Source organism: Flavobacterium sp., assembly GCF_031363805.1.
Taxonomy (GTDB): Bacteria; Bacteroidota; Bacteroidia; order Flavobacteriales; family Flavobacteriaceae; genus Flavobacterium.
The window spans coordinates 1-17158 of sequence record NZ_JANLVD010000234.1 but is presented as its reverse complement, the minus strand read 5'-3'; the positions used below and the strand labels follow the sequence as shown (position 1 = coordinate 17158).

The 17158-nt window shown below is 31.2% G+C and carries 18 protein-coding genes and 2 pseudogenes; 7 read left to right on the top strand and 13 right to left on the bottom strand.

The genetic code is table 11. From position 1 onward, the window contains the following. On the bottom strand, window positions 1–536 hold a 536-nt coding region (locus RMN92_RS12280), incomplete at its 3' end, for an MFS transporter (RefSeq protein WP_309609732.1). 89 nt (window positions 537–625) lie between these two features. Here RMN92_RS12280 and RMN92_RS12275 point away from each other — a divergent pair. Together RMN92_RS12275 and RMN92_RS12270 are read left to right on the top strand one after the other, a co-directional pair. Beyond that, window positions 626–1273 (top strand): TatD family hydrolase, encoded by a 648-nt coding sequence (locus RMN92_RS12275; RefSeq protein WP_309609731.1) that lies wholly within the window; start codon window positions 626–628, stop codon window positions 1271–1273. Between the two features lie 9 nt (window positions 1274–1282). Then, entirely contained in the window at window positions 1283–1999 is a 717-nt protein-coding gene (locus RMN92_RS12270; RefSeq protein WP_309609730.1) for a tRNA threonylcarbamoyladenosine dehydratase, read from the top strand. A 2-nt stretch (window positions 2000–2001) separates the two neighbouring features. Here the strand turns inward: RMN92_RS12270 and RMN92_RS12265 are convergent, their stop codons facing one another. Continuing rightward, a complete protein-coding gene (locus RMN92_RS12265; RefSeq protein WP_309609729.1) occupies window positions 2002–3024 on the bottom strand; it encodes a GyrI-like domain-containing protein in 1023 nt (340 codons plus the stop codon). Window positions 3025–3098: 74 nt separating this feature from the next. Next, window positions 3099–3287, bottom strand: a complete 189-nt coding sequence (locus tag RMN92_RS12260) for a hypothetical protein (protein ID WP_309609728.1) — start codon at window positions 3285–3287, stop codon at window positions 3099–3101. 72 nt (window positions 3288–3359) lie between these two features. Here RMN92_RS12260 and RMN92_RS12255 point away from each other — a divergent pair, with 72 nt between their 5' ends. After that, window positions 3360–3743, top strand: coding sequence for a nucleoside triphosphate pyrophosphohydrolase family protein (locus RMN92_RS12255; protein WP_309609727.1), 384 nt, complete (start codon window positions 3360–3362; stop codon window positions 3741–3743). 86 nt (window positions 3744–3829) lie between these two features. On the opposite strand, the pseudogene RMN92_RS12250 reads toward RMN92_RS12255, so the two are convergent. Then, a pseudogene (locus tag RMN92_RS12250) lies at window positions 3830–4897 on the bottom strand (branched-chain amino acid aminotransferase). A gap of 217 nt (window positions 4898–5114) precedes the next feature. Between RMN92_RS12250 and RMN92_RS12245 the strand changes: the two are divergent. The 4 genes from RMN92_RS12245 to RMN92_RS12230 all read left to right on the top strand — a co-directional run bounded on the left by RMN92_RS12245 (window position 5115) and on the right by RMN92_RS12230 (window position 8008). Further along, window positions 5115–5606 carry a DUF4920 domain-containing protein gene (locus RMN92_RS12245; protein WP_309609726.1) on the top strand — a complete coding sequence of 164 codons (492 nt, stop codon included), beginning with the start codon at window positions 5115–5117 and terminating at the stop codon, window positions 5604–5606. Between the two features lies 1 nt (window position 5607). Next, on the top strand, window positions 5608–6273 hold the full coding sequence (gene mnmD, locus RMN92_RS12240) for a tRNA (5-methylaminomethyl-2-thiouridine)(34)-methyltransferase MnmD (protein WP_309609725.1): 666 nt from the start codon (window positions 5608–5610) through the stop codon (window positions 6271–6273). Window positions 6274–6340: 67 nt separating this feature from the next. Then, on the top strand, window positions 6341–6538 hold the full coding sequence (locus RMN92_RS12235) for a hypothetical protein (protein ID WP_309609724.1): 198 nt from the start codon (window positions 6341–6343) through the stop codon (window positions 6536–6538). An 87-nt stretch (window positions 6539–6625) separates the two neighbouring features. Beyond that, window positions 6626–8008, top strand: a complete 1383-nt coding sequence (locus tag RMN92_RS12230; protein WP_309609723.1) for a M28 family peptidase — start codon at window positions 6626–6628, stop codon at window positions 8006–8008. A gap of 403 nt (window positions 8009–8411) precedes the next feature. Here the strand turns inward: RMN92_RS12230 and RMN92_RS12225 are convergent, their stop codons facing one another. The 9 genes and pseudogenes from RMN92_RS12225 to RMN92_RS12185 all read right to left on the bottom strand — a co-directional run. After that, a complete protein-coding gene (locus RMN92_RS12225) occupies window positions 8412–9353 on the bottom strand; it encodes a LysR substrate-binding domain-containing protein (RefSeq protein ID WP_309609722.1) in 942 nt (313 codons plus the stop codon). A gap of 48 nt (window positions 9354–9401) precedes the next feature. Beyond that, window positions 9402–10601 carry an LETM1-related biofilm-associated protein gene (locus RMN92_RS12220; RefSeq protein ID WP_309609721.1) on the bottom strand — a complete coding sequence of 400 codons (1200 nt, stop codon included), beginning with the start codon at window positions 10599–10601 and terminating at the stop codon, window positions 9402–9404. Window positions 10602–10655: 54 nt separating this feature from the next. After that, complete coding sequence (locus tag RMN92_RS12215; protein WP_309609720.1) at window positions 10656–11225, bottom strand: YdeI/OmpD-associated family protein; 570 nt, start codon at window positions 11223–11225, stop codon at window positions 10656–10658. 11 nt (window positions 11226–11236) lie between these two features. After that, window positions 11237–11758 (bottom strand): superoxide dismutase family protein, encoded by a 522-nt coding sequence (locus RMN92_RS12210; protein WP_309609719.1) that lies wholly within the window; start codon window positions 11756–11758, stop codon window positions 11237–11239. A gap of 86 nt (window positions 11759–11844) precedes the next feature. After that, window positions 11845–12978, bottom strand: a complete 1134-nt coding sequence (gene nhaA, locus RMN92_RS12205) for a Na+/H+ antiporter NhaA (RefSeq protein WP_309609718.1) — start codon at window positions 12976–12978, stop codon at window positions 11845–11847. A 125-nt stretch (window positions 12979–13103) separates the two neighbouring features. Then, complete coding sequence (locus RMN92_RS12200) at window positions 13104–14894, bottom strand: acyl-CoA dehydrogenase family protein (RefSeq protein ID WP_309609717.1); 1791 nt, start codon at window positions 14892–14894, stop codon at window positions 13104–13106. Between the two features lie 26 nt (window positions 14895–14920). Next, on the bottom strand, window positions 14921–15289 hold the full coding sequence (locus RMN92_RS12195) for a four helix bundle protein (RefSeq protein ID WP_309609716.1): 369 nt from the start codon (window positions 15287–15289) through the stop codon (window positions 14921–14923). A 180-nt stretch (window positions 15290–15469) separates the two neighbouring features. Beyond that, the gene (locus RMN92_RS12190) at window positions 15470–16654 is read right to left on the bottom strand and encodes an acetyl-CoA C-acyltransferase (protein ID WP_309609715.1); all 1185 of its coding nucleotides are present in this window, start codon (window positions 16652–16654) and stop codon (window positions 15470–15472) included. Window positions 16655–16737: 83 nt separating this feature from the next. Beyond that, window positions 16738–17158, bottom strand: a pseudogene (locus RMN92_RS12185) (3-hydroxyacyl-CoA dehydrogenase); the annotation flags it as partial.

The window sequence follows — 17158 nt, the reverse complement described above, 5'->3', positions numbered from 1 at the left end:
CCATCTACCCAAAAAAGACCTTTGTAACCAATATTCATGATAATTAAACCGCCCATGGCAGGTCCAGCTGCAAATCCAAGATTAATTGCCAATCTTACCAAAGTTAACGCTCTTGTCCTGTTTTCTGGTTTCGCATAAGCGGCAAGCGATACAAACATGGCTGGTCTAAACATATCTGCAACCACCATCAAAATCATCATACCAAGACAAAGACCAATAAAACTGGTTATATATTGTAATGCAAAAAATAAAATTCCACTGGTAAAAAGACTAAAAACCATGATTCTGTAAAAACCAATTTTATCCGAAAGTTTGCCACCCAACCAAGATCCAGCCATGGAACCAATTCCAAAACTTACCATAATCCAACCTACTTCATCAAAAGTAAAATGCAGATCTTCCTTCAAATATTTTGAAAGAAATGGCAAAACCATAGTTCCAGCTCTGTTGATAAATGTGATAAAGGTAAGTATCCAAATTTCTCTCGAAAAACCTCGGAAGTTATTTATGTAGCGATAAAAAGCGGTTTTGAGCATTGATTTTTATGAAAGTGTTCAAAGTTACAAAAAAGCAACTTTTTATTTTGCAACTTTTAAACTAATTTTGCTAAAAATTTTACAACCAAATGTTCATCAATCTGCATACTCATAAATCGTCAAACCAAAATGATATTTTGGAAATTGTCAATCAATATCCGCAAGAATTTGATGAAAATATTAAAAATTATTCTATAGGAATTCATCCGTGGTACATTGATGAAAAAAGGCTTGAAGCCGATTTAAATATTATTGAAGAAAAACTCCAATTGCAAAATTGTTTGGCTTTGGGCGAATGTGGTTTGGATAAAAGAATTGAAAAGCCACTTGGAATTCAGATTCAAATTTTTGAAAAACAAATCCAACTAGCAGAAAAATACAAAAAACCATTAATCTTGCATTGTGTTTCTGCTTATCAAGAAGTAATTGAAATCAAAAATCGTTTACAAATTCAAGTTCCTATTATAATTCATGGATTTTCCAAAAACGGCCAAATAGCAAAACAACTTTTGGATAATGGGTTTTATCTTTCTTTCGGAAAATATTTATTAAGAAATCCTGAGTTGGCAACAGTTTTTAATCAAGTTCCAAACAATAAATTCTTTCTTGAAACTGATACTATTGAAGAAACTTTAGAAGAAGTTTATGCAATAGCTTCAAAATATAAAAATATAATGATGGCTGATTTGAAAGAAATTCTAAACAATAATTTCAATACAGTTTTTCAAAAATCGTAAATCACAAACATGGTAAAATGGAAAGAAAGAACCGAACTTTTATTCAAAAAAGAAGGGTTAGATAAATTAGAAAATTCAAATATTTTGGTTGTGGGATTGGGTGGTGTTGGATCCTTTGCCGCCGAATTTCTAGTTCGTGCAGGCATAGGAAAAATGACAATTGTTGATGGAGATACTGTGGATGTTACTAATATAAATCGTCAATTACCAGCCTTACATTCTACCATTGGGAAACCAAAGGTAATTATAGTTGGCGATAGATTATTGGATATAAATCCAGAATTGAAGTTGACCAGAATTGAAGAATTTCTTTCTCCAGAACGTGCTTTTGAAATTGTTTCAGAAAGTTTTGATTATGTTTTAGATTGTATTGATAGTGTAACTCCGAAACTAAATTTAATTGTTGCTGCCAAAAGAAAACGCGTCAAAATTATATCATCCATGGGCGCTGGCGGAAAAATGGAAGCCTCGAAAGTAAAAGTTTCCTGTATTACCAATACAACAAATTGTTTATTGGCAAAAACGGTACGTCGCAGATTAAAAGAATATAAAATTGACAAACTCAAAGTAGTATTTTCATCGGAAATTCAAGATGAAAGCAGCTTGAAACTGACAGATGGGTCCAATTATAAAAAATCATTTTATGGAACCAATAGTTATATGCCAGGGCTTTTTGGGTTGTACGCTGCGGAAACGGTTATTAGATATTTGATTAAAAAGGAATAAATTTATTCCATTATTGGTTCTTCTTCCACCGCAGTAGAATCTACTATAACTTTAGGTTTCTTTTTAACAATTGGTTTTATGGGTCTTACTGGAATCAAAATTTCAGTAACCCATTTTGACGCAGATTTATCTGTTGTAGTATTTTTTAAAATAATATCTACTTCTTTATATTTTGGACTTTGCTCTAGCTTGTTTTCCTTCATGTAAGCAAATATCTTGGCAACAGCTTCTTTTTTATGATTATAATTTCCTGTCAAAGTAGCTTTTACAGCTTGAAATGGATTGTTTTGCCCAGAATAAATATCACTTCCTGCAGAAATTTGTACTTTCTCTTTGGTGGGAATGGCTACTGAAAAAGTGATTGTATTTGCCACTGTATCTTTTGAATGATATATAATGAACGGCTCACCATTTGTTTTTCTTTTGGTAACAAGTAATAGTTTTTGGAGTTTTGGTAATATGATTTTTATGTTATTTGGAAGTTGTTCAAGCTTGCAAGTTGCTGGTTTTTGAATATAAAAAATAGTGTCTCTATTCACAAAACCATCTATTTTGATATTAAAGGTATTAATCTCGGTAGTTAAAATTTTATTTAGATTTGAAAGTCCAATTTCGAAACTATCTGCCAAATTATTTTTTTGACCTCGATTAATTATTCCTAAAAATTTTTCTTTAAAACTCATTTTACCTTTTGTAATCCATGAGATTTTAGTATAATTTAATGAATCAGTAAATTGCCAAGTAGTCTTGATTTCATTAGTATTATTCAAAGAAATAATTTGTGCAATTGAATCTTTATTAAATTCTTCTTGCTTAATTAAAGAACCTTTTTCTAAAGTATTTTTCCACGGGTTTATAACATCCCAATTTTTATTTTCAGCCAAATAATTAAAAACTGTATTTTTAGGAACTTTTATCAATTTACTTTTTACAACTGTATAGCTACCATCTTTGGTTATAATTAAAATGGAACTAGTAATTACAAAAAGTAATACTAATAAAAATATGTATTTGGCTATTTTCATGGTATGTTAATCGAAGATTATACAAAAATATAAAAAAGATCAGTATTTATTTTATATAAAAATCACTAATTTAACTATTCTTTGAATAATGTTTTAATCATAAATAAAATACCAATAAAAAGTAGAAATATGGCAAGAATCCAAAAACTTCCTTTATAATATGTTTTATGAATTTTCCCATCTTTTCTATAAGAGAAAATCATTGTTACTATAAATGCAACAACAAAAAATCCAGCAAAAATTAATTGACCTTGACTAAACATATTTTTTTTGTAAAATTAATCATTTGTAATTTGAATTTAATATTTTGCATCAAAATTATACAACTAAATACCATGCAAAATCAATTAAAATCTGTACATGAATTCCATTCCGCATTTGGACTTGGAATAAACACAAATCCAACTGGAAATTTGGGTGAAAATAAAAATTTGCTTCGATTTAATTTAATGAAAGAAGAAAACGAAGAATATCTGGAAGCTGTTCAAAACAATGATATTGTTGAAATTGCTGATGCACTTGGCGATATGCTTTATATTTTATGTGGAACTATAATTGAACATGGTTTACAAAGCAAAATTGAAGCTGTTTTTCAAGAAATTCAGCGTAGCAATATGAGCAAATTGAATACAGATGGAAAACCGATTTATAGAGAAGATGGAAAAGTATTGAAAGGTCCTAATTATTTTAAACCCAATTTCGAAGAAATTTTGAAATAGTTTTTATTCATATTCAAAATAAAAGGAGATTTATCACATGAAAAATCTCCTTTTATTTTAAATATTTTAATTTTGAACACTGAATACTAAACCTTAACTGTCCAATTAAAAGTATCGTCAGCCAATTTATGCTGAATATTAGTGAGTTTTGATTTTAAATCCAAAGCAAAAGAATTTTCTAGTTTTGGCAATTCGTAATACACATCTTGGTATGAAAATCCAACTATTGGATTGACAACAGCAGCAGTTCCTGCACCAAAAATTTCTTTCAAAGTTCCATTTTTTACCGCTGTAACTATTTCTTCTACAAGAATTGGTCGAACATCAACTGCAATATTTTCTCGTTTTGCCAAGTCTAATAAACTTTTTCTAGTCACACCATCCAAAATTCTTTCACTTGTTGGAGCGGTTTATAAGGTGTCGTTTATTCTAAAAAACACATTCATGGTTCCAGCTTCTTCAAGTTTGGTATGAGTTGCATCATCTGTCCAAATAATTTGCTGAAATCCCTTATCATGCGCCAATTGCGTTGGATAAAATTGTGCAGAATAGTTTCCTGCCGCTTTTGCAGCGCCAATTCCTCCATTGGCTGCACGACTGTAATGTTCGGCTATAATTACCTTAACTTCACCAGAATAATAAGCTTTGGCTGGCGATAAAATGATCATAAAACGATATTGAGTCGATGGTTGCGCAATAACGCCAGAACCAATGGCAATCATAAATGGTCGAATATATAAGGTGTTTCCCTTTCCTTTTTTGACCCATTCTTTTTCAATTTGCAACAATTTTTTCAAGCCTTCCATAAATATATTTTCTGGAACACTTGGCATGGCCATTCTAAAAGCAGACTTGTTGAAACGTTGAAAGTTTTCTTCTGGTCTAAAAAGCCAAACATCATCATTTTCATCTTTATAAGCTTTCATTCCTTCAAAAATAGCTTGTCCGTAATGAAATACTTTTGCCGATGGATCTAGTAAAAATGGCTCATAGGGTTTTATAGTTGGTTTTTCCCAAGCACCATTTTTATAATCACATTGCAACATATGGTCGGTAAATGTGTTACCAAAAGAAAGATTTTCAAAATCTACTTCATTTATTTTAGTTGATTTTGATTGTACTATATCGATTTCGCTTTGAATATCTAGGCTCATAATGTGTTGAAAATTTTCGCTAATTTAATAAAAAAGATAGCTAAACTTGAAAATTTATAAGGTAATTGTTAACAAACGATTAATTTTTCTTAAAAAAATAACACATATCATTTTGTATTACATTTTTGATAGCATTTTTCGCTTTTATTTACATAAATATTATAAAGTTGTGAAATTCTTTTTAAGTTTGTATTTCTAACAATTAAACTCTTAAAAAATGAGAAAATTTTTTATTTGTATTTTATTTGCAATGGCTATTTCAAGCTGTAATTCAAATAAAAGTCAAGTCAATAATATAAATGTTGAAGGTTATGACTCTTTTGGATTAAAAATTTCAGCAGATAAAGCCATATCTTCCTCTGAATTAACTTCTAAATACGATAAGCTTAAAATTGGAGATACAGTCGACGTTAAATTTAAGTCTACTATAAAAGAAGTTTGTCAAAACAAAGGTTGTTGGATGAAACTTGATTTGGGCAATAATAAAGAGGCTTTTGTAAAATTTAAAGATTATGCTTTTTTTATGCCTAAAGATTCAAAAAATGATGAAGTAATTTTGAATGGAAAAGCATTTGTAAGCCAAGAATCTGTTGAAGATCAAAAACATTATGCTGGCGATGCAGGAAAATCCAAGACCGAAATTGATGCCATTGTAGCCCCGAAAACTATTTATTCATTTACAGCGGATGGCGTTTTAATCAAAAAATAATTTGAAAAGAGAAATCATTACCACTTTAGATGGCTCAACTACAATTCACTTGCCAGATTGGAACGAAAGTTATCACTCCAAACACGGTGCCATCCAAGAAGCCTATCATGTATTTATTAAAAATGGACTTTCTTTGTTTGAAGATAAATCTATTTCAGTTTTGGAAATTGGTTTTGGAACTGGATTAAACGCTTTTATAACTTTTTTAGAAGCCAACAAAAATAAATTATTTATAAACTACACAGCCATTGAAGCTTATCCAGTTTCTATCGAAGAAGCTTTGATGATGAATTATTTGAAAAAACTTGACTCCCAAAGTTTTGAGAATATTTTTGAACAAATGCATAGTTCAAATTGGAATGAGAAACTAGCTTTGAATGAGCATTTCAACTTCACCAAGCAAAAACTTTTTTTTCAAGATATCGACAATCAAAATGAATTTGATTTGATATATTTTGATGCATTTGGATACAGAGTGCAACCAGAATTGTGGAGCACCACTATTTTTCAAAAAATGTACAATGCATTGAAATACAAAGGAATTTTAGTAACTTACGCAGCACGTGGCGTAGTCAAGAGATCTATGCAAGAAGTTGGGTTTACTGTTAAAAAAATGGCTGGACCACCAGGAAAAAGGGAGATGATGGTGGCCTTCAAAAATATTTAATAGTATTTTATGATTTGACATTACTTTTTTATTTAAATTTGAATAAACAAATAATAAACCATTTATTATGTCAAAAGTTATGATGGATTTTACAAAGTCTATTCTGGAAAGAGTAAGTTTTGATCCCATTTTATTTTGCAAAGAAGTAGAAAAAGCTGTTAGAATACTTCTTCCATATGAAATAGAAGAATTAGTTGACTGGCTATTTAATTTTACTGCAGAAAAACCAGAATTAAGGTATTGTTTAAACGTTATAAAAACATAAAACTAAAAAGAGCTTAAATGGCTCTTTTTTTATGGACTGTTTAAACTATTCTATATATTTACTTAAATATTAAACCAAATTTTCATAATGAGAAAGCTCACCATATTTTTATACTTATTTTCGATTATTGTAGTAGGACAAAATCAGACCAAGGATGAGCTTAAGCTAAAAGAGATTTACAATGCCGCTTTAACCAATTCTAAATGTTATTCATGGTTAGATTATATGTCCAACAAAATTGGTCATCGTTTGTCAGGTTCTATAGGTGCAGAAAAATCAGTTGAATACACCAAATCGCAACTGGAAACTTTGGGTTTGGATCGTGTTTATTTGCAGGAAGTTATGGTACCAAAATGGGTTCGCGGTCAGAAAGAGATTGCCTATATTGTAGATAATAATAAAAAAATAAATATTCCAGTTTGTGCATTGGGAGGATCTGTAGCAACGCAAAAAGAAGGGATTAGTGCGGAAGTTATAGAAGTACAATCGCTTAAAGAACTGGAAGGTTTGGGTACAGAAAAAATCAAAGGCAAAATAGTTTTTTTTAATCGTCCAATGGACAGTAGTTTGTTAGAAACCTTTAACGCCTACGGAAAAGCGGGTGATCAAAGACGCTCTGGCGCAAAGGAAGCTTCGAAATTTGGCGCAGTAGCCACGATAGTAAGATCATTAACACTTAGTTTAGACGATTTTCCACATACAGGCAATCAAAGTTATGGAGACATTTCAAAAACACAATATATTCCAGCAGCTGCTATAAGTACCAATGGTGCAGATTTGTTAAGTAAATCGCTAAAAGCAAATCCAAAACTTAAATTTTATTTAAAACAATCATGTCAAACTATGCCAGACGTTTTGTCTTACAATGTTATTGGAGAAATAAAAGGGAATGAGTTTCCAGATAAAATTATGGTTGTTGGTGGACATCTTGATTCATGGGATTTGGCCGATGGTTCACACGATGACGGCGCTGGTTGTGTACAAAGTATGGAAGTAGTTAATATTTTAAAAAACATTGGTTACAAGCCCAAAAATACCATTCGTGTGGTTTTATTTATGAATGAAGAAAATGGCGGTCGTGGTGGCGAAAAGTATCAAGAGCTGTCCAAAAAGAATAATGAAAATCATATTTTCGCTTTAGAAAGTGATTCTGGCGGATTTACACCAAGAGGTTTTTCTTTTGAAACCGATGAAGCAAATTTTAATAAAGTTCAAGATTATAAAAAGTTGTTTGAGCCTTACCTTATTCACACATTTGCCAAAGGACATTCTGGTTCAGATATTGAGGATTTAACTTCAGAGAAAATTGTAAAAGTTGGTTTAAGACCTGATTCTCAACGCTATTTTGATTATCATCATGCAGCAAATGATAAATTTAATGCTGTAAATAAAAGGGAATTAGAATTGGGTGCAGCTACTATAACTGCTTTGGTATATTTGACAGATCAATACGGAATTATAAGTAAATAATTTATTTTATAAAATCTTACATAAATATAAATAAATCACATTTAGTCGATATTTTAATCTTTTAATCGATATTTTAACATTTTATTTTAGTTTGTTATGTTAATTTAATTTAGCTTTACTAAGAGTTCCTTATCTAATTATTCATTTTAACCTACTTTATTATGTATAGAATGATTTATGATTACACCAAAAGCATACTTGAAAAAGTAAGTTTCGATGTGAGGTTGTTTACTAGAGAGTTGCGAAAAGCTCTAAATAAATTGCTTCCTTACGAAATTGAGAATTTGAAAAAGTGGCTTATTTATTTCACAAATGATAAGCCTGAATTAAAACCTTGTGTTAATTTAGTTATCTTACGTTAGTATTAATTGTAAAAAGTGAATAATGCCACGTATTGCGTTGTTCACTTTTTATTAATTGGGCTTATAATGTCTACATTTAAAAACGCTTTTGCACCACGCAATACTCCAGCAATTACATCTCTTAAAGCATTTATAATATGAATTTTAAGTTCATTAGTAGGAAATATTAAACTTATTTCTCTTGCAGGTTTTGGTTCAACAAAATGTTTTAGTTTTAATTTATCAGATTCCTTTAAATCTAGTGAGTGCAAATAAGGAAGCAGTGTAATTCCTAAACCTTCGTCTGCCAATTTTAGAAGTGTTTCAAAACTGCCACTTTCTATTTGAAATTTTGATTCGATGTGAATGGAATTGTTTTTGCAAAGATTTAAAACACCATCTCTAAAACAGTGTCCATCTTGTAACATTAAAATTTCGTCGATGTTCAAATCGCTAATTTCTATTTCACTCTTTTGTGATAATGTATGATATTGTGGAACATAAATCATAAATGGTTCATAATACAAAACAATTTCTTTTATTTTTTCTTCATCCAAAGGTGTAGCTGCAATACCAGCATCAAGTTGACCAGTTTTTAATTTAGTAATTATATCAGCTGTATTTAATTCTTCAATGATTAATTTTACTTTGGGATATTTTTTAATAAAATTATTTAAAAACATTGGTAAAAGTGTCGGCATAATAGTAGGAATAATACCAATTCTAAATTCGCCACCTATAAAACCCTTTTGCTGATCTACTATGTCATGAATTCTATTGGCTTCATTAACAATGTTTTTGGCTTGGGCAACAATTTTTTGTCCAATATCTGTCAACTGTATTGGTTTTTTACTTCTATCGAAAATAAGCACAGAAAGTTCATCTTCAACTTTTTGAATTTGCATACTTAAAGTGGGTTGAGTGACAAAGCATTTTTCGGCAGCAAGTGTGAAATTTTTGTGTTCGGCTACAGCCAATACGTATTGAAGTTGTGTAATAGTCATTATAGTAAAATTTGATGCAAAGATAAAAACTATAAGTTAAATTTATGGTTATTCTGAGCTTAAATTTTCATTAAATGCCGATGGAAGAAGCTGTGGAATAAATTTAATTAATATAGGCAACAATAAACTACCGCCTGGAATAATAAAAATAGTCAAAGAAGGAATGGTTTTGCATATATCCAAAATTTGATTTCGAACTTTTTTCTTTTCATCTGCATTCAGTTCTCGTTTGGTAGATTGTGCCAGCAGTTTCATTAATTCTTTACTTTGCGAAATTTCGAGCAGTAATCTTGCTTTATTTCTTGAAATTAATGTTTGAACATTGTGTGTAGTATGATCGTAAAAATGTTTTACTGGATTTGAAAAATTAAAATATGGAATTTCACTTTTATTAAGCGTTAAAAAATCCCCCATTTCTTTGATGCTTTTTTGAACAAAAATTATCGATACATTTAATTTATTGGCTAGTTTGTACAGAAAATTTTCTTCGGAAGTTTCCATTTTTGCATCGCTCCACATTGACATTCCAGCAATATCAATTAAATAAAATTTTTCGTAATCATCAGTAAAAAAAGACAAATCTACATCATCTAAAGATCCCATTTCTGCCTTATTAAATTTTGAATAACGAACCGAAGACTCAAACAGTTTCTGTAACAAATCATCATATTTGGATTTTGTCACTTTTGCATTAAGTGCCAATGAAACAGTTTTTACGATTATTTCTTCTGTGCGTTTCAAATATTTTTCTGAAATTTTGCCGTATTGCAAGAATTTTTTAAACGCTAAAACATCAATAAATAAAAGTGCATTGGTTAAAATATGAGAAAAATTTTTGCTTACAATATTTTCATTCGTTTGAACTCGTGTGGCAATAATTTTTTCTAAATTGCTGGATGGAGAATCTTTTGGTAATATTTTATCTAGTAAACCTGAACTTTTTTTATGCAATTTTTCATAAAAAGCAATACATTTTTTTATAAAATCTTCTTGATTTTGATTGTTTTCAATTAATTGATATACACCAAACATGGTATTTAATAGTGCAAGTTTTGAAAATTCTTCATTGCTCCAGCCTTTTGTTTCAATATTAATAGGAGTTACAAAATATGTTGTGTAGCCAACAAGAAAACCTGTTAAACGAGTGCTTTCATAAAATTTTATGGAGTCTAGAATTGGCGATTGATTAGAAAAATTTTGTTCTAAAAAAAATTTTTCTATCCAACCATATGCCGATGGATTTATCATGACTGTGTTTAAAATACAAAGCTAACTTTTTTTTAACAAATATGTGTTATGAGATTATTGTCTTGACTTTATATTTTGTTCGCACAATTTGATAATTTGTTCAATTCGAATGTTTCTGGTTTCTTGTCTTTTGGCTTGATTTAGCCAGTACAAATAATTTTTTCTGTATGATGGACTGAAGTTATTGTAATTATTTTGTGCAGTTTTATTTTCTGCAAATACTAATGCCAAATCATCAGGAATTAATAAATTTTCAACATCATCGAGTGATTCCCATGATCCATTTTGCTTGGCAATTTCAATTTTACGCAATCCACTTTCGTGAATTAAATTTTCTTTAATTAGTTTTTCAATATAAGTTTTATTGAGTTTACTCCAAACACTTTTATCTTTTCTGGGTGTAAAAGTTTGCTTTCTTCTGTCGTCGTCCAATTTTCTAACAGTCGAATCTATCCAACCATAACAAATAACAACTTGTACGGCTTCTTCCCATCGCATACTTTCAAACTCGCTATTTACTCTGTAAAAAACCAATTCAATTCCAGTTGAAGAATGATGGTTTTCATGTAGCCAGTTTCTCCACTCTTGTGAATTTTTGAAATAATGAAGTTGTTTGTTTACCAAAATAGAATTTATTATTTTATTATGGCAGAACAAGCTTGTCTAGCACCTGCATTTCCAGCTGGTTGAGAGGTAAAATCGTCAGTTCCTTTGTGTACTATCAAACCTTTTCCTATTATATTTTTGGTTTCATCATCGCAACCAATACACCATTCATTTGTCGAAAATTTAACCGTTCCATTTCCATTTTCATCTGCCATAAAGTTACCAATATCACCTTTGTGATATTCTGCACTTCCCCATTTCCCGTGATTTTTAAAAGTAGGATTCCAATGTCCACCTGCAGAACTTCCATCAGCAGCCGAGCAATCAGATTTTTCATGAATGTGAATGGCGTGTTCGCCAGGTGTTAAACCACTCAATTTGGCATTGAAAGTAACTATCCCATTTTTTTCTTCAAAAACTGCTGTACCTTTTACATTACTATCGCTCTTTGATGTGAAATTCAGATTAATTTTATTTTTATTTGTAACTGAGTTTTTGCAAGCCAAAATTAAAATCATTGATACTATACTAATTAATATTACTTTTTTCATAACTAAAGATTTTTCATAAAGGTAAAAAATATTAATCAATTTAAAATCATAATTGTTTCACAACTAAAAAATTATATTATTGAATCTCAATTTTTTATAATATATTTTAATATAAAATAACCAAGCATTCCAGAAACCAATGATGACAATAAAATCATTAATTTGGCATTATTTATAATCGTTTCATTTTCAAAAGCTAGCAATGTTATAAAAATTGACATGGTAAATCCAATACCGCCTAAAAAGCCAACTCCTAAAATTGATTTTAAATTCACATGATTCGGTAGTTTGCAAATACCCATTTTTAATGCCAATAAACTAAACAAAAATATTCCAAGTGGTTTGCCGATTATTAATCCTAAAGCTATTCCTATATTATAATTTTGAGATAATGTTTCTTCAATGTTTGAATTTATTATTATAGCAGTATTCGCCAGTGCAAATAAAGGTAGAATGATATATGCCACAGGTTTATGTAAAAAATTTTGTAAAATCGAAGAGCTTGTTTTTGGATTTCCATCTCCAAATGGAATGGTGAAAGCCAGTAAAACACCAGTAATTGTGGCATGTACCCCTGAATTGAGCATAAAGTACCACATGGTTATTCCTCCAATTATGTAAATTATTAAGTTCTTAATTTTTAATTTATTGCATATTAACAATATTATAAATGCTGATAAAGCCAAAAATAAATTGCTTAAAACTATGGTTTTCGTATAAAATATTGCAATAATTAAAATAGCACCTAAATCGTCAATTACGGCTAGCGCTGTTAAGAATATTTTTAAACCTATTGGAACCCTTTTGCCTAATAGTGATAATATTCCTAGTGCAAATGCAATATCTGTAGCCATTGGAATTCCAGCGCCAGATTTAGTTTCGGTATCAAAATTTAGCAATAAAAATAAACCTGCTGGAACAATCATTCCACCTAGAGCCGCAAAAATTGGTAAAGTGGCGTCTTTAATATTGGAGAGTTCTCCATGGTAGATTTCTCTTTCCAGTTCTAAGCCAATGAGCAAAAAGAAGATGGTCATTAATCCATCGTTAATCCAATGTTCGATTGAATGTCCTGCAAAATTTGTGTGCCAAATGTGCTGATAATTTTCTCCAAAAGTTGAATTAGTAATTAATAATGAAATAATTGTACATACAATTAGAATAATTCCTCCCGCTTTTTCGCTTTTAAAAAATTCTTTAAATATCTTGGTTGTTCTCAATTTTTCATTTTTATCTATTAATGCAAATTTACATATTTGTTGACTATGTAAAATTAATTACACTTAATTTCAAAAAAAAACCATTTGAATTAACAAATGGTTTTCCTTAAAAAAATTATTTTATGTTAAAAACAATAATCATTCTCAGCAACCAATTTACTTGTAATAGTTTCTCTCAAACCTACTACGTTTGGCATGTTTACATATTTTGTAAAACGACGTAAACCCATAAGCATCATGCGTTGTTCATCACCTTGGGCAAAAGAAATAATGCTTTCTTTACCTTTTTGTGCTACAATATCAACAGCGTGGTACAAGTATAATTTTGCCATTGCAATTTGTTCTAATGCTTTGTCTTCACCTTTCGATTTTGCTAATTTTTCGGTTCTTAAAATAGTACTTTCCGCCATATAAATTTCAATAAGCATATCAGCAGCAGCCATTAAAAGCATTTGATGAGAATCTAAGTCCGGACCAAATTTTTGAACTGCGCCACCAGCAACCATTAAAAATGCTTTTTTCAAGTTGCCAATAATAGATTTTTCTTCTGCGAATAATTCTGAATAATCTGGCGTTTCAAACGATGGAATTCCCATTAATTCTTCCTGCACTTTAGATGCTGGTCCAAGTAAATCAACATGGCCTTTCATGGCTTTTTTGATTAACATTCCAACAGAAAGCATTCTGTTAATTTCGTTTGTACCTTCGTAAATACGAGCAATACGAGCATCTCGCCAAGCTGATTCCATTGGTGTATCTTCAGAAAATCCCATTCCTCCAAAAATTTGAATTCCTTCATCGGCACAATTTTGAACATCTTCAGAAACGGCAACTTTCAAAATTGAACATTCAATTGCAAATTCTTCAACACCTTTAAGTTCTGCTTCTTGATGCGAATTTCCTTCGGCAACACGAGCATTCACTCTGTCTTCAATATCTTTTGCTGCTCTATAAGAAGCACTTTCTCCAGCATAACAACTGGTTGCCATTTCTGCTAATTTAGAACGAATGGCTCCAAAACTTGAAATTGGTGTGTTGAACTGAATTCTTTCATTCGCATATTTTACAGATCCAGAAATTACCCTTCTCTGTGCATCCAAACAAGCAGCAGCCAATTTAATACGACCTACATTCAATGAATTCATGGCGATTTTGAAACCGTTTTCTCTTTCAGAAAGCATGTTTTCAACTGGAACTTTTGTTTCATTAAAGAAAACTTGTCGTGTCGAAGAAGCACGAATACCAAGTTTGTGCTCTTCTTCGTTCATCGTGATTCCGTTTGATGGATCATTTTCTACAATAAAACCTGTAATGTTTTTATCGTCACCAATTCTAGCAAATACGATGAATACCGAACAAAATCCAGCATTCGAAATCCACATTTTTTGACCTGTAATCGAATATGTTTTTCCGTCTTCTGATAAAACTGCTTTGGTTTTTCCTGAATTGGCATCAGATCCTGCGCCTGGTTCTGTCAAACAATACGCACCAAACCATTCGCCCGAAGCCAATTTTGGGACATATTTTTTCTTTTGTTCTTCGTTTCCATATAAAGTTATTGGCATTGTACCAATTCCAGTATGCGCTCCAAAAGCCGTTGAAAATGAACCTGTTGCGCCCGAAATATAATCACAAACCAACATCGTTGATACGAAACCCATTCCTAATCCGCCGTATTCTTCAGGAACAGCAACTCCAAGAAGTCCCATTTCCCCTGCTTTTTTCATGCACGCCTCAGTATAGGCATAATCTTTTTTCTCGAACTTGTCTTTGTGTGCCCACAATTCTTTGTCTGTGAATTCTTTAACAGAATCACGCATCATAATTTGTTCTTCGGTAAAATCATCAACCGTAAAAATGTTTTCTGATTTTGTTTCTTTTACGAGGAATTGTCCTCCGCGAGTTATGTCTTCCATTTGTTTTAGATTTTTAGATGCAAGAATCAAGAAGCAAGATTTTGAGTGTCTAACTTACTTATGAATCCTGTTGTCATCTTTTGAAATTCAATTATTTTATTTTCTATTTCTTCTGTTTTTTCTCTTGATAAATATTTATTTTGACATGAAATCAAAAGTTGTGTTTGTAATTCGAATGATGATCCTAAACTAATATTCAAATAATGTTGAAAATGCTTATTTCCTCTATTTGACCCTTCTGCAATATTTGAAGGCATTGAAACGGAACATCTATTCATTTGACTGACTAATCCATAAATTTCAGATTTTGGAAAATTAGAAGTTAGTTTATAAATATCATTTGTAATATCCATCGCTAAAATCCAAATTTTCAAATTCTTAAAATTATGTCTCATGTTTATTATTTTTAGAATCAAGAATCAAGATTTTCGTAAAAACTTTACTTGATATTTTACCTTATTTTCAATGTTATAAATTATTATTTCACTTTATTTTTTGTAAAATCAAATATTAAAATCTATTAAGTCTTGTTTCTTGCCTCTTACCTCTTGCTTCTTTCATCTTTCTTCTTTCCTCTATTTCAAAAACTCATAAACTCCAGCCGTTCCTTGTCCAGTACCTACACACATTGAAACGATTCCATATTTGGCTTTTCTCAATCTCATTTCTTCAAATAATTGAACAGAAAGTTTTGCTCCTGTGCAACCTAATGGATGCCCGAGCGCAATTGCGCCACCATTTACATTGATTATATCAGGATTTAATCCTAATTCTCTTGTAACTGCCAATGCTTGTGATGCAAATGCTTCGTTTAATTCGATTAAATCAATATCTTTTAGAGTCAGACCTGCTTGTTTCAATGCTTTTGGAATGGCTTTTACTGGACCTATTCCCATAATTCTTGGTTCAACTCCGGCTGATGCGAAGTTTACCAAACGAGCAATTGGTTCCAAGTTTAATTCTTTGACCATTTCTTCACTCATGACCAAAACAAATGCTGCTCCATCACTCATTTGAGAAGAGTTTCCAGCAGTTACTGATCCATCAGCAGCGAAAACAGGTTTCAAATTGGCTAATCCTTCAATTGAAGTTCCGAATCTTGGTCCTTCATCTTTATTTACAACGTAGGATTTTGTTTCTTTTTTACCATTTTCATTGATAAAAGTTTGCTCAACCGTAATTGGAACAATTTGAGAATCGAATTTTCCATCGGCTTGTGCTTTTAATGCTTTGTTATGAGAATTGAAGGCAAACTCATCTTGATCAGCACGAGAAATATTGAATTGTTTCGCCACCGCTTCCGATGTTAAACCCATTCCCCAATAATAATCTTCGTTTCCGGCTTTTGCCACAGCATAATCAGGTGTTGGTTTGTAGCCGCCCATTGGAATAAAACTCATGCTTTCGGCACCACCAGCAATGATGCAATGTGCCATTCCAGATTGAATTTTGGCAGTTGCCATTCCGATTGTTTCTAATCCCGAAGCACAATATCTGTTCACCGTTACACCAGGAACATCATCGACTTTCAATCCCATTAATGAAATTAATCGACCAACGTTCAACCCTTGTTCAGCTTCTGGCATGGCGTTTCCAACCATAACATCGTCAATACGAGTTTTGTCGAAATTTGGCAATGTTGCCATCATAAATTCGATGGTTTCTGCTGCTAATTCGTCAGGTCTTTTAAAACGGAATAATCCTTTTGGTGCTTTTCCGACTGCTGTTCTGTATGCTTTTACTATGTATGCTGTTTTCATAATTTTTAGATAATAGATGCAAGAGACAAGAGACAAGATTTTGTGGTTAAAAATCTTTTTTCTTGCTTCTTTACTCTTGATTCTTAATTTCTCAACGGTTTCCCTTTAGTTAACATAAACTGAATTCTCTCCAAAGTTTTTCTTTCTGTACAAAGTGATAAAAATGCCTCACGTTCTATATCTAATAAATATTGTTCAGATACTAATGTAGCTTCAGACAAATCGCCACCAGCCATAACGTAAGCCAATTTGTTAGCAATTTTAAGATCATGTTCAGATATGTATTTTCCAGCAACCATTTGGTTTGTTCCAACAAGGAACATTCCCAGAGCTTGTTTACCTAAAACTTTCACATCGGTTCTGCGGATTGGTTGTGTGTAACCCGCTTCTGCCATAAGCAATGCGTGTTTTTTGGCTTCGGCAATTTGACGGTCTTTGTTTACGACAACGATATCTTTTCCGTGTTGCAATAATCCTAAATCGAATGCTTCGTGAGCCGATGTT

What these genes read in the sequence shown, in the direction of transcription:
- RMN92_RS12260 (WP_309609728.1), bottom strand. Translation starts at nt 3,287, where the DNA reads ATGTTTAGTCAAGGTCAATTAATTTTTGCTGGATTTTTTGTTGTTGCA.
- RMN92_RS12245 (WP_309609726.1), top strand. Translation starts at nt 5,115, where the DNA reads ATGAGAAAATTTTTTATTTGTATTTTATTTGCAATGGCTATTTCAAGC.
- RMN92_RS12210 (WP_309609719.1), bottom strand. Translation starts at nt 11,758, where the DNA reads ATGAAAAAAGTAATATTAATTAGTATAGTATCAATGATTTTAATTTTG.
- RMN92_RS12255 (WP_309609727.1), top strand. Translation starts at nt 3,360, where the DNA reads ATGCAAAATCAATTAAAATCTGTACATGAATTCCATTCCGCATTTGGA.
- RMN92_RS12200 (WP_309609717.1), bottom strand. Translation starts at nt 14,894, where the DNA reads ATGGAAGACATAACTCGCGGAGGACAATTCCTCGTAAAAGAAACAAAA.
- RMN92_RS12270 (WP_309609730.1), top strand. Translation starts at nt 1,283, where the DNA reads ATGGTAAAATGGAAAGAAAGAACCGAACTTTTATTCAAAAAAGAAGGG.
- RMN92_RS12195 (WP_309609716.1), bottom strand. Translation starts at nt 15,289, where the DNA reads ATGAGACATAATTTTAAGAATTTGAAAATTTGGATTTTAGCGATGGAT.
- RMN92_RS12230 (WP_309609723.1), top strand. Translation starts at nt 6,626, where the DNA reads ATGAGAAAGCTCACCATATTTTTATACTTATTTTCGATTATTGTAGTA.
- RMN92_RS12275 (WP_309609731.1), top strand. Translation starts at nt 626, where the DNA reads ATGTTCATCAATCTGCATACTCATAAATCGTCAAACCAAAATGATATT.
- RMN92_RS12190 (WP_309609715.1), bottom strand. Translation starts at nt 16,654, where the DNA reads ATGAAAACAGCATACATAGTAAAAGCATACAGAACAGCAGTCGGAAAA.
- RMN92_RS12225 (WP_309609722.1), bottom strand. Translation starts at nt 9,353, where the DNA reads ATGACTATTACACAACTTCAATACGTATTGGCTGTAGCCGAACACAAA.
- RMN92_RS12265 (WP_309609729.1), bottom strand. Translation starts at nt 3,024, where the DNA reads ATGAAAATAGCCAAATACATATTTTTATTAGTATTACTTTTTGTAATT.
- RMN92_RS12220 (WP_309609721.1), bottom strand. Translation starts at nt 10,601, where the DNA reads ATGATAAATCCATCGGCATATGGTTGGATAGAAAAATTTTTTTTAGAA.
- RMN92_RS12235 (WP_309609724.1), top strand. Translation starts at nt 6,341, where the DNA reads ATGTCAAAAGTTATGATGGATTTTACAAAGTCTATTCTGGAAAGAGTA.